The sequence below is a fragment of the Olivibacter sp. EAT-5 genome, assembly GCF_044784325.1.
Lineage (GTDB): Bacteria > Bacteroidota > Bacteroidia > Sphingobacteriales > Sphingobacteriaceae > Olivibacter > Olivibacter oleidegradans.
On the sequence record NZ_CP173028.1, the window covers coordinates 2,258,141 to 2,270,367 of the forward strand.

The window sequence follows — 12,227 nt, forward strand, 5'->3', positions numbered from 1 at the left end:
TAATATGATTGTAATTGTAGATTACGGAATGGGAAATCTCGGATCTGTGCAAAATATGTTCAAAAAAGTCGGTGCCGATTGCAGAATTTCTTCCGAGATAGCAGAAATAGACCGTGCAGATAAAATACTATTGCCGGGCGTTGGCGCTTTCGATGTCGCAATGAAAAAGATTGCGGACGCTGGTATGCTTGAAATCCTTAATAAGAAAGCTCTGGAGGAAAAAATTCCTATAATGGGAATCTGCTTAGGGATGCAATTACTTACAAATGGCAGTGAAGAGGGGAAATTGCCGGGATTAGGATGGATACCGGGCTATGCCAGACATTTTAAGGAACGGATTGAATCCCATCTTAGAGTTCCTCATATGGGGTGGAATACGGTGAAGCTACAGCAGCGTTCGGCTATACTTGGAGGATTCGAACAAGAAGAAGAGATTCGATATTATTTCGTTCACTCTTATTTTGTCTGTGTTGATGATGAACATAACTCCCTAATGAAGACATCCTATGGAATTGAATTCGATTCAGCGATTATAAAGGACAATATAATTGGTGCACAGTTTCATCCGGAAAAAAGCCATAGGTTTGGCATGAAACTATTTAAGAATTTTGCTGCATTATAATTATGTTACAGACACGATTGATCCCTTGTTTGCAACTTATTGATGATGCACTGGTTAAGACAGTGAAATTTGGGAAGCATGGTTACATAGGCGATCCCATTAATACTGTACGCATTTTTAATGAACTGGAAGTGGACGAATTATGTTTTCTTGACATAAGAGCGACGCTTGAAAAGCGTACACCGAATTTTAAGATCTTGCATGAAATCGCGGATGAGTGTTTTATGCCTTTATCTTATGGTGGTGGCGTTAAAGACTTGATTACAGCTAAAACCATTCTTTCTATTGGCTTTGAAAAAATTGTTATCAATTCGGCTGCTCACGATAATCCTACGCTAATTACAGAGATTGCAAATCATTTCGGCAGCCAAAGTGTTGTCGCTTCTATAGATACAAAGAAAAATTTCTGGGGCAAACAAATGGTTTACAGTCACGATGGATCTAAAAAAACGGGGAAGGACCCTGTTATATGGGCGAAAGAGCTGGAAAGTCGAGGAGCAGGTGAACTCTTGTTGACTTCTATTGATCAGGAAGGTACCTGGAGTGGCTATGATCTCGATACGATACGAAAAGTAACCGAAGCGGTAAGAATACCTGTAATTGCAAATGGTGGTGCCGGTAAAATAGACCACATTGTAGATGCGGTAAAAGTTGCCGGTGCATCTGCAGTTGCTTTAGGTAGTATGGTGGTATACCAACAAAAGGGGTTAGGTGTGTTAGTGAACTTCCCTGATCGGAGCGTTCTCTCGAAGCGCTTATTGCAAGATTAGTTAATATGAATATATTTATCGGATGTATTGAAATTTGTGGGATGATCAACACCTATGCTCGTGCTCTGCGTGCCTTAGGGCATTCAGTTACTACCTGCAGCTATTCAAAAAATAAATATTATCCTACCGAAAAATATGATATCGAGTACGATTTCTGGTTAGATTATCTTTTAGGGAGGAAAACTGATTTTCCGCCCGGTGAACCACTAACGTTTATGGACAAAGTGGTATTAAAGCTGCGAAATGAGACAGGGCTCTTCGAAAAGAAGATTGAGCGTGATTTTATTGACCCCTTTGATGTTTTTATCTTTATCTGGGCGGGGCAAACACTTATGGCTAAATCAAAAGATTTAAGCATCATAAGTGGCAAAGGAAAAAAAATTATTTCAGTTTTAGTCGGTAGCGACGTCCGTTACGCATCCGCTTTCCAACAAGAATTCAGCATTGACACCAAAGAGTGGCCGGTACACTATAGAGAGTCTTACAGCCATTATAATCATATTTTGCGAAATGTTGAAAAATATAGTGACATCATTCTTTCTGTACCCGATCAAATGGGCTTAGCCATACGTCCGTACGATCATTTTCACCTTCCTATTGATCTCAAACGTTTACAATTTCAGGTTCATGATCGGGATGTACCCATTATTGTTCATGCTCCATCAGCGCCAGCAATTAAAGGTACCGATATTATACTAAATACTTTACAACGTTTAAAAGACGATGGATTGAACTTTAAGCTTGTTCACATTCAGAACATGAGTAACGCCAAGTTGTTGGAATTGCTTAAAGACGCTGATATCCTGGTAGATGAGTTGATATTGCATGGACCAGGTGTATTGAGCTTGGAAGCAATGGGGTCGGGCTGTGCAGTGGCAACACGTTTCTTAGAGTCGTCCCCTTCATGTTTTCGTCCGCCAATTGTTTCTATTGATGCAAATAATATTTATGAGCGGGTTAAAGAACTTATCGTTAATAAGCATCTACGAAAAGAACTTGCTATTGCAGGGAGAAAATATGTGGAAGAGAACAATGATGCTAATAAAATCGCAATTGAACTCATAAATAAGCTTGATGAAAAAGCAGGCCCTCACTCGTATGATTATACCCCACGTTTTTTTCTTGACAAATTTATACCGGAAGGCCCTTTGACCATTACCGACAAAGCTTATAATGAACAAATTCTAAGACAATGGATTGAACACGCCGGGCAGTCTATTCCGTCATTGAAGGAGAGGGGCCTAATATGATGTTAAAATATCTCAAACAACTCGGAGGGGATAGCTTGATATATGGCTTATCAACAGTTTTAACTCGTTTTATTGGTTTGCTGTTAATCCCGATGTACACGCGGGTATTTCAGCCCGCAGATTATGGGGTTATTAATCTGATTGCTGTAACCTTTGTACTAATTGAAATATTTGTTGTCTTTGGATTGGATAATTCAGTAGCTGTGTGGTTTTGGGATACAGATGATACGGGCGACCGAAAAAAAACTTTTTCTTCCTGGATCTGGTTTCAATTTTCTTTAGCCTTGTTCATTGGAGTAATTATTGTTCTAAGCAGTAGCTTTATGAGCAAGCTCATTCTATCATCGACAAGTTATTATTATATTTTTATTATTATGGGATGTAACCTACCCTTAGCTACCTCTCATCGATTTTTACAGAATTGGTATAAGTTACAACGAAAAGCACTACCTACAGTAGCTTTTACGGTGTCAATTACGTTGATAACTATTCTTTTAACCATTTTTTTTGTTGTATATCTTCGTATAGGCGTTAAAGGGGTGTTTATTTCGCAACTTATTAGCTCAGCCATCGGTTTTTTTGTAGTTTTAATCGTTATGAAGGGCTGGTATTCAATTAGTACTTTCAAACGTGATCGTCTGAAACCCATGCTAAAATTTGCCATTCCTTTGATTCCGGCAAGCATTTCTTATTGGATATTAGGGGGTGCTGGTAGCTATTTTGTAGAGAAGTTTGCCAGTAAAACAGAGGTCGGGCTTTATCAGATTGGGATATCCTTTGGTAGTATTGTGGGTGTCGTTGTCACGGCGTTTCAAACTGCCTTCCCTGCTTTTGCCCTTTCTATATCCAAAAGCGAGAACCACAAAGAAGTGTACGCGGCTGTTTTTCTTTTATACATAGGGTTGGGAAGTATCGCAGCCTCTTTTATTTGGATGTTCTCGTCAGAGCTGCTGATGCTATTCACTCAACCATCATATTATTCGGCAGAGAATGTGGTAGGTATCTTGGCTTTTAATGTCTTTGTTTCAGGGATTCCGAGTATCATCAATATTGGCCCCAATATTGCTAAAAATAACAAGCCGTATGGTTATGCCATTGTATTATCGGCAGCGATTTGTATTTTGCTTTACACGGTACTTATCCCTTGGTTAGGAAAGGAAGGAGCCGCCTTTACGACCCTTTGTTCAAATATATTTGTTGTGATTTATTTGGGAATTATGGCCGAACGGATTTACCCCATACCATATGATTGGAAAATTACCCTTCTAAGTAGTATAGGGTCGCTACTATTATTAGGATTTTCAAAGTATTATTTCAATGACAGTTTTTTTTCAAAAATATTGTTTTTTTTGCTGATAATGACTGCAATAATTATAATGATTATCCCAAAGTTAAAATCAATGTTAAGTAAATTTTGAAATATCGACCCCTTTTCAGATGAAAAAAATAATTTCTATAGTAGGTGCTAGACCCCAGTTTATTAAACATGCCCCGATACAAATTCAACTGAAACGTTTCTTTAACGACATTACTGTTCATACTGGACAACATTACGATGAAAATATGAGCCAAGTTTTTTTTGAGGAGCTAAATATTTCTCGACCGGATTATCTTTTTGATATAGGTGGGAGTAAACCGCAAGGTGAGCAAACAGGTATTATGATGGCAGAGATAGAAAAAGTCTGTATTCGGGAAAAACCACATGCATTACTGGTATATGGAGATACAAATAGTACCCTTGCAGGTACTCTTGTCGCGGCAAAAATGCAAATACCTCTGATACATATAGAAGCGGGGCTGCGAAGTTATAACATGGCTATGCCCGAAGAGGTTAATCGAATTATTGCAGACCGATTCGCGTACTTACTCTTTTGTCCGACGATAGAAGCCGTTGAAAATTTAAAGAAAGAAGGTATAAATTACGAAAATGTCTTCGTCTCTGGTGACGTCATGTGTGACATGCTCAAACTGGTGGAGAACAGAGCGAAGGCGCTGGCCGATTATCCTTATTATTTTGTAACGTTGCATAGGCCCTATAATACGGATAATAAAGAAAGGTTATTACAGGTACTTAATCATCTCAATAAACTCGATTGGCCAGTTGTTTTTCCGATGCATCCACGCACAGTCACCAAACTCAATAATTACGGGTTTAAGAAGGGAGATTTTCGAAATATCAACATCATTTCTCCGGTTGGGTACATCGAGTCTATATCTTGGCAGAAATTTGCCTTAGCCGTTATTACAGATTCAGGTGGAATACAGAAGGAAGCATATATGCTAAAAAAAAGATGTATAACCATTCGAACAGAAACAGAATGGAAGGAGACGCTAAAAGGAGGGTGGAACACGCTGTTATATGATAATTTAGAATGTCTACAGGAAAATTTGAATAAGCCGTTGACCGATTATCAGGAAGATTTGTATGGAAAGGGTAACGCAGCTGAAGAAATTGTACAGTTGATCAAGCAAAGATTATGAGAATTGTATATGTAACCGAGTTCAATTTAGAAAAACCAAGCGGTGTCCTACATAAGATGAATGAGCAAATCAATGCTTGGTCGTCATTCGGTGCCCAAGTATATGTGGTTTCCATCCCGATGACATCCGTTAATTCGGACGAAGTTTTACTGACAAAGCGTGTAGAAGGATATTTTATTGCAAAAAATTCCACAGCTATGCGTATTCGATCAACAGGTATTGCTAATTTTTTAAATAAAATTTTTACCGTCAGCAAAGTTCGTAAGTATATAGGAGAAGTGAATCCGGATATTATTTACTTTAGGGAGATGATCGCCTTTCCAAGGTTACTGTCCATCTTCAATAATTATAAGGTTGTATTGGAATCAAACACCGTCCTGTCTACTGAATTAGAACATTCATCGTTGAAATTGCGACAGATGTATAAGTGGTTTCAGCAAAAGTTGTATAAAAGATGTAACGCTTTTATAGGCGTTACAGATGAAATATGTAGGCAATTTATCAGCTATGATAAGAAATCTATTACCATTGCAAATAGTATCTTTGTGACGACGGATTTATCCCCGTTGCCTAATTTGAATGAGGACAAGGAGGCTCAGATAACCTTTGTCGGTAGCCCTGACTGCCCTTGGCATGGCATTGATAAATTTATAGAGATGGCTAGGTTGATGCCCCAATTTCAATTTAATTTAGTAGGCCCTCGTCATCCAGCCCTTCTTCCCAATTTGACGCAATATGGTTTTTTAGACAAGGGACGGCTGATAGCGGTGTATAAAAAGACGGACGTGGCAATCGGCACACTTGCCTTGCATCGAAATAAGATGGAAGAAGCTTGTCCATTAAAAGTACGCGAATACTTGTCTTTTGGAATTCCGGTGATCTTAGGCTATCTAGACAAAGATATAGAAGGACAAGACTTTGTATTAAATTTGCCAAATCGAGAGCATTCCGTGAAAGAAAATATAGCAAAAATAGATCATTTCATTCGATGTTGGAAAGGTAAGCGCGTGCCATTATCCCTTATAGAACCTTTAATATCAACTAGAGTAAAGGAAGTGGAACGTTTAAATTTTCTTAAGTCGGTAGCGACAAATGACGAGTAATAGATTCCTGCAGCAAAGGTTCAGTATACGTAACTTGATATGCTTTTTGGTGGCATTCATTGCGCTGATGGATTCTTTTGTCATGTGGAATGATCCGCTAGTCGGCAAGCTCATCAATTATGGCTTGAAGTTCTTGAATCTGTTTGCGTTGTTTTATCTACTTCAGCATAATGTGGCCAAGAAGTATATTTGGGCTATTTTGATTATCCCTTTCAGTTGGGTTCTATGGGAAGAAGAATCACTTCTTAGCTCTCTCCAATACGTCTTTTCGGCCACAGTCCCCATTATGACGTTTTTGCTGTTAAAAGATGAAGAACAACTATCTGTCGTAAAGTCTTTTCTTAAAATTTGGTTTGTACTTTTTATTATCGGCTTACCTATTTACGCTTTGTTATTAACCGGTTTAAATATTCCGCACATAGATTATATCCGTGATTCGGATCAACGCCTTTACCAAAACTATTTCTTTCTATACTATGCACAGGGCAATGTACTCTATCGATTCTCCTCTGTTTGGGATGAACCTGGAGTAGTAGGAACAATGGCGGCCATTGTCGTCCTTTACTATCGGAATCTACTCACAAAAAGGCAATATTATATTTTCCTATTGTGTGGGCTACTTAGCGTCTCCCTTTTTTATTGTGTGTTAATTGGCCCTATTTTGTATTTTTCGAATCTTCGCACCTTAAATTTTGTTAAAAAAGTCAGAAAAGTGGTTACCTTTAGTTTAGTTGTAATACTTGGATATTTTACACTTGTGCAACTTGCTTTAGCTACGAAAGAAGATCCCGTGTTGTCTTTTGCAGTATACCATCGTTTTGAGTGGAGCGGTAACTGGATTACTGGTTTGGTTGACAATCGCACTACCGACGATATAAACACAGCAGTTAAAACGGATTTGGATATTTTTGACTTTCTATTTGGCAAAGGAAAAGGAGCAACTATGGAAGAGTTCGGCGCTGACGGTTTGAGCTTAAATGTTATGCTTTATAACAAGGGTATTTTAATTGTTGCTTACATTCTATTGATATATATCCTAATGCATAATTGGCGCAAACAACTTCTTTTTTCCATCTTCTCCATCCTATTCATATTTTTGACATTTTATCAAAGACCGATGTTATACAAAATCGATTATTTTATTGTGTTTTATGTTGGTATTCGCTTAGGTAATAGATTTTTAGAGAATGAAAATAATACAAGTTATCCCGTCGCTGTCTAGAGGAGGTGCAGAGCGTTTTGTTGTTGATTTAAGTAATGGCTTGGCTAATCGTAAAGGGATAGAAGTCATTTTAATATCGTTATACGATAACAGTAACGAAGCTACTTTTCTAAGGGATATTGATGCGCGGGTTTCTTATTTTTCACTTGGTAAAAAATCAGGGGTAGACTTACGAATTTTCGGCAAACTTAGTAAGTTAGTTAAGAAGCTTCAACCATCGGTCATTCATGCACATTTGGGTGCAATGGAATATATCATTCCGATTAAGTTCTCTTCCCCAGATATTAAACTGTTATTTACGGTCCATAATGAAGCCGATAAGGAATGTCCAGGACCTCAATCGATTATTAAGCGTGTCCGAAAATATTTATTTACTAAGAAATATATTCATCCCGTAGTCATTTCAAATGAGAGTGCCAGGTCATTTGCTCAGTTTTATGGCATAGCGACGTATACACTCATTGAAAATGGCAGCCCACCCATACAAAAATCGTCGGATTTCGAATCCCTTCGGCAAACGTACCAAACACAAGGTTATGATTATTTGCTCGTGAATATTGCCCGACTGAATCCACCAAAAAATCAAGGATTACTTATTGAAGCAGTGAATTACATAAATAGAACTCAGCAAATTCGCCTTAAACTGTTAATAGTTGGTGAAGTGCAGGATAAGACGTATTTTAGCCAATTGCAGAGTTTGGTGATTGACGACAGCATAGAATTTGTAGGAGGCAAATCCAATATAGGCGATTATCTCTCGGTTGCTAATTTCTTTTGTTTATCCAGTATGTATGAAGGTATGCCAATTTCGCTTATCGAAGCGCTATCCTGTGGGTGTATACCAATCGTAACAGCCGTTGGAGGTATCGTAAATATGGTTACGGAGGGCAAGACGGGGTTCCTATCACAGGGGCTTCAGGTGGAAAATTATGTAAATGCACTATCGCGTGCATTAGCAGCTGATAATAAAGAAGAAATAAGTCAACAAGCAATAAAAACCTTCGAAGAAAGATTTCATATACAAGGTACAGTTGAGAAATATCTGACTCTATTTAAAGCTAAAGTAGTATGAAAAGAAACATGAAGCAATGGACATTCATGATCATATTTTCTGTGGTCATTATTGCCCTTGGCACAGGAGTGCAGCGGCCCCAGGTTGATAAAATTCAATTTAAGCGTGATACAACTGATTTTAGTAATCCCGAACGCGGTTTTTATCGGGCAACGATCACATACGCATCTCAATATGATCCCTTAAGTTCACAGGTTATCCGTCCCTTTACGAAGCAGCATGTACCTTTCGAGCAGGCGGGCTATACAATAAACTGCAGTTTAGTACATCGGGTATTCGTATTGGATGGCTACCAAGAAAAACCTTTATCCGCCGATTTATTGGAGAAAATCAGTCAAGATTTTGCCGTCGCACGCGAAGAAGGCGTCAAGCTTATTATTAGGTTTTGCTATAATTTTACACCTGCCCCGGATTTTTCTCCCCCCTATAAAGACGCGTCGCTCCCCATCGTTACTACCCATATTAAGCAATTAGCACCAGTGATAGAGGCAAACAAAGATATTATAGCCGTCATTCAACAGGGCTTTATCGGGCTTTGGGGGGAGGGCTATTACTCAGACCATTTCGGCATACCGGGTAACTATAATCAACAGCAAATAAAGGATCGCGCTAAGTTGCTTCAAACCATGCTCAGCGAATGGCCAAAGGAATTAATGATCCAGGTGCGTACACCTACAGCCTTTCAAGACTATAAGCGTCTTTACGGCACCGAATTAAACAGAATAGGTTTTCATAACGATGCTTTTTTAGGAAGTGAGGATGACCTCGGAACCTTTCGCTCCTATGATGTCAATCCTGCTTTTGTTCGCAAGAATACGCCCGATGCTTTGCGTTCTTATGTAAGGCGCCAAATGACGAATGTAGTAGGCGGAGAAACTTCCACGTTCAACCCCCCAATGTGCAAATGTCAGGTTGAGGGTGGGATTGCGGATCGAGAACTAGCCGCCTATGGTTATTCCTACCTCAATTCCACTTATAATGAAAAAGTGCTGGCGAGTTGGAGGCCGTGTATTGATGATATCAAGAAGAAACTAGGTTATCGCTTTTACTTAAAGGACATTAGTTTACCCTTAACGATAGCTCGGGGATCTAACTTTAGTTTTCGCGCCAATATCGTCAATGAAGGATATGCTTCTGTTTATAATGCACGGACTGTATATCTCGTATTATCAAACGAGGCAGGTTTAACCTATTTTTTTCCGTTTCGAACAGATATCAAAAGTTGGAAGCCAGGTAATACCACACTTAATGAAAAGCTAACTATTACCAAACAGGTGCTCAAAGGTACATATCGCGTATCGTTATATCTGCCCGATGCAAATAAGAAGATTTCTTCAAGACCGGCTTATGCGATCCGTTTTGCCAATTTAAATATGTGGAACGGTACAAATGGATTTAACGATTTATCTGCTCGATTAACCGTGCAGTAGTAAGAAGCTTTCCATGAAAATCTTGCATATAATCAATAATCTGGACAAAGGAGGGGCGGAACGATTATTGGTCGAAACATTGCCATTATATAAGTCGTTGGGCTACGATATGAGTCTACTACAACTTTCATCTCGGCATTCCTCTGAAAACTATTTGGCGAAGCTTGCAAGCGCAGGAATTACCTGTAGTTCGTTAGGAGATGGAAGCGTATATAATCCGCTGCTTATCTTTCGACTTAAACAATACTTGGAATCGCACCGTTTTGACTGTATTCATGTTCACTTGTTTCCCGCAATGTATTTTGCCATCTTGTCTACCTTGCTAACCAAGCGTTTATGCACGGGATTCATTTTCACGGAGCACAGCACCGTAAACCGTCGGTTAGAAAACAAATGGTGGCGGTGGCTTGATCGCTATGTCTATATACGGTACGATCGCATTATTGCCATCTCGCAGCCTATCGCCGAGAAGCTGAAGGAACATTATAAGCTTGGTGCCAAAATCCTCATCATACCCAACGGACTTAATCTTGAGCAAATCAACAAACTACCCGCATTGACGAAAGTTCAATTGACCAACAACCTAGGGATTCCGGTCAATACCTGTCTGCTCTTTATGGCTGCTCGGTTTGCGTATCCAAAGGATCAGATAAGTGTTGTTAAAGCTCTTAAGTTCTTGCCGGAAAATTATCATTTGTTGTTAGCAGGTGAAGGGGAACTATTGAAGAAGGTGGAAGAGTTAATCGAAGAAGAAGCGCTGGTAAATCGTGTGCATTTACTCGGTTTCCGTGATGATGCGATTCGCATAATGAAAGCAGTTGACATCAATATCCTATCGTCGGCTTACGAAGGGTTATCGGGTGTTGCAATAGAAGCCCTTGCCAGCGGCAAACCATTTTTGGGTACAGACGTCCCTGGAATCAATGATGTAGTACCCGACTCTCGATTTTTATTCTCTTTCGGTGATGTGAACGGTTTGGCAGATCGTATCATACATATCACTGAACATGCGCAATACGCAAGCGCAATGGTAAAAGATGCGGTACAGTATGTAAAACAATACGATATTCATCGCATGCTTAGCGCCCACACAAATTTATATGAGGAAGTAGTACATGAAAAGAAGGCAGAGTGAGAAAAAAATTTTACATGTGGTAAGCGTGTCTTTTTCTTTAACTTATTTTATTGGCGATCAATTTGATCACTTTCGAGATAAAGGATGGGATATGCATGTTGTTTGTAGCCAATCGGCCCATTTTAATGATTATGCAGCGGAAAAGAAATTCACTCCTCACCCGATTGCGATAAATAGGAAAATAAGTCCATTAGCAGATATTAAAGCGATATTCAAACTACGAAAGCTCATTCGTGATGAGCGAATAGAGGTAGTATTTGGACATACACCTAAAGGCGGTTTAATCGCCATGGTGGCTGCGTTTTTGGCGGGGGTAAAAAAGCGTGTTTATGTTCGACATGGCCTGGTTTATGAAACGAGTAAGGGATTAAAAAGAACCTTGCTAAAAAGTATTGAACGGATTACCGGTTATATGGCTCAACGGGTAGTCTGTGTGAGTCCATCCATACTTACAATCAGTAATCAAGAACATCTTAGCGACAAAAAGAAGAATGTAGTTTTAGGGAAAGGTACTTTTAATGGCATTGATACGCGCCTAAAATTTAATCCGGACCAATTAGACTCAACTAATATAATGAAACTCCGCGGCCAACATAATATCCAAAACCAGGATATTGTCATTGGATTTGTTGGTAGGATTGCCGTTGATAAAGGCATTGGCGTGTTGTTGGAGGCGTGGAAATTATTGAAAGCTAGGTATCGTGATATTAAACTGGTACTCATAGGGCCTTTCGACGAACGCGATAATATCGACGATCAGTTACAGGATATGATCCGCTTAGACGAAGATATTATCAGCACAGGACATATTGAGGATACCCGTAATTATTATGGACTTTTAGATGTATTTGTCTTACCGTCCTATCGAGAGGGGTTGCCTACAGTGATCCTCGAAGCCTCGTCTCTATGCGTTCCGGTTGTCGCCACCAAGGTTACCGGCTGTGTTGATGCCGTCTTAACAGGATATACAGGTTTTCTGACAGAACATGACCCGGTAGAGATTGCTAATGTAATTGCATATTATATTGACAATCCCCGTTTACGGTTGGAACATGGTAAAAATGGACGTAACTTTGTAGTACAGCATTTTGATCAACGGGATATGTGGAAGAGAATTGAGGACACCTTTCTTTATTAACGCT

Annotated in this window: 11 protein-coding genes; all 11 read left to right on the top strand. The window is 39.3% G+C overall.

Annotated features, from left to right (window positions below; all coding sequences use genetic code 11):
- The first annotated feature begins 4 nt into the window (after positions 1-4).
- Genes hisH through ACH11B_RS09350 form a run of 11 tightly spaced genes read left to right on the top strand, consistent with a single transcriptional unit; the run spans position 5 to position 12,223 of the window.
- On the top strand, positions 5-622 hold the full coding sequence (gene hisH, locus ACH11B_RS09300) for an imidazole glycerol phosphate synthase subunit HisH (RefSeq protein ID WP_377613323.1): 618 nt from the start codon (positions 5-7) through the stop codon (positions 620-622).
- Between the two features lie 2 nt (positions 623-624).
- Positions 625-1,392 (top strand): AglZ/HisF2 family acetamidino modification protein, encoded by a 768-nt coding sequence (locus tag ACH11B_RS09305; protein ID WP_377613324.1) that lies wholly within the window; start codon positions 625-627, stop codon positions 1,390-1,392.
- Positions 1,393-1,397: 5 nt separating this feature from the next.
- Complete coding sequence (locus ACH11B_RS09310; protein ID WP_377613325.1) at positions 1,398-2,642, top strand: hypothetical protein; 1,245 nt, start codon at positions 1,398-1,400, stop codon at positions 2,640-2,642.
- Complete coding sequence (locus ACH11B_RS09315; protein ID WP_377613326.1) at positions 2,639-4,060, top strand: lipopolysaccharide biosynthesis protein; 1,422 nt, start codon at positions 2,639-2,641, stop codon at positions 4,058-4,060. Before ACH11B_RS09310 ends, ACH11B_RS09315 begins: the two co-directional genes overlap by 4 nt.
- 19 nt (positions 4,061-4,079) lie before the next feature.
- Positions 4,080-5,123, top strand: a complete 1,044-nt coding sequence (wecB, locus tag ACH11B_RS09320) for a non-hydrolyzing UDP-N-acetylglucosamine 2-epimerase (RefSeq protein WP_377613327.1) — start codon at positions 4,080-4,082, stop codon at positions 5,121-5,123.
- Complete coding sequence (locus ACH11B_RS09325) at positions 5,120-6,226, top strand: hypothetical protein (RefSeq protein WP_377613328.1); 1,107 nt, start codon at positions 5,120-5,122, stop codon at positions 6,224-6,226. The genes wecB and ACH11B_RS09325 overlap by 4 nt, the downstream gene beginning before the upstream one ends.
- Entirely contained in the window at positions 6,216-7,448 is a 1,233-nt protein-coding gene (locus tag ACH11B_RS09330) for a hypothetical protein (protein ID WP_377613329.1), read from the top strand. Before ACH11B_RS09325 ends, ACH11B_RS09330 begins: the two co-directional genes overlap by 11 nt.
- Positions 7,414-8,520, top strand: coding sequence for a glycosyltransferase family 4 protein (locus ACH11B_RS09335; RefSeq protein ID WP_377613330.1), 1,107 nt, complete (start codon positions 7,414-7,416; stop codon positions 8,518-8,520). Before ACH11B_RS09330 ends, ACH11B_RS09335 begins: the two co-directional genes overlap by 35 nt.
- On the top strand, positions 8,517-9,950 hold the full coding sequence (locus ACH11B_RS09340) for a DUF4832 domain-containing protein (RefSeq protein ID WP_377613331.1): 1,434 nt from the start codon (positions 8,517-8,519) through the stop codon (positions 9,948-9,950). The genes ACH11B_RS09335 and ACH11B_RS09340 overlap by 4 nt, the downstream gene beginning before the upstream one ends.
- A gap of 13 nt (positions 9,951-9,963) precedes the next feature.
- A complete protein-coding gene (locus ACH11B_RS09345; protein WP_377613332.1) occupies positions 9,964-11,085 on the top strand; it encodes a glycosyltransferase in 1,122 nt (373 codons plus the stop codon).
- Positions 11,066-12,223, top strand: a complete 1,158-nt coding sequence (locus ACH11B_RS09350; protein WP_377613333.1) for a glycosyltransferase family 4 protein — start codon at positions 11,066-11,068, stop codon at positions 12,221-12,223. The genes ACH11B_RS09345 and ACH11B_RS09350 overlap by 20 nt, the downstream gene beginning before the upstream one ends.
- Positions 12,224-12,227 lie beyond the last annotated feature (4 nt).

Coding starts and splice junctions, on each gene's coding strand:
- ACH11B_RS09330 (WP_377613329.1), top strand. CDS start 6,216: ATGACGAGTAATAGATTCCTGCAGCAAAGGTTCAGTATACGTAACTTG.
- hisH (WP_377613323.1), top strand. CDS start 5: ATGATTGTAATTGTAGATTACGGAATGGGAAATCTCGGATCTGTGCAA.
- ACH11B_RS09315 (WP_377613326.1), top strand. CDS start 2,639: ATGATGTTAAAATATCTCAAACAACTCGGAGGGGATAGCTTGATATAT.
- ACH11B_RS09325 (WP_377613328.1), top strand. CDS start 5,120: ATGAGAATTGTATATGTAACCGAGTTCAATTTAGAAAAACCAAGCGGT.
- ACH11B_RS09305 (WP_377613324.1), top strand. CDS start 625: ATGTTACAGACACGATTGATCCCTTGTTTGCAACTTATTGATGATGCA.
- ACH11B_RS09310 (WP_377613325.1), top strand. CDS start 1,398: ATGAATATATTTATCGGATGTATTGAAATTTGTGGGATGATCAACACC.
- ACH11B_RS09350 (WP_377613333.1), top strand. CDS start 11,066: ATGAAAAGAAGGCAGAGTGAGAAAAAAATTTTACATGTGGTAAGCGTG.
- wecB (WP_377613327.1), top strand. CDS start 4,080: ATGAAAAAAATAATTTCTATAGTAGGTGCTAGACCCCAGTTTATTAAA.
- ACH11B_RS09345 (WP_377613332.1), top strand. CDS start 9,964: ATGAAAATCTTGCATATAATCAATAATCTGGACAAAGGAGGGGCGGAA.
- ACH11B_RS09340 (WP_377613331.1), top strand. CDS start 8,517: ATGAAAAGAAACATGAAGCAATGGACATTCATGATCATATTTTCTGTG.
- ACH11B_RS09335 (WP_377613330.1), top strand. CDS start 7,414: ATGAAAATAATACAAGTTATCCCGTCGCTGTCTAGAGGAGGTGCAGAG.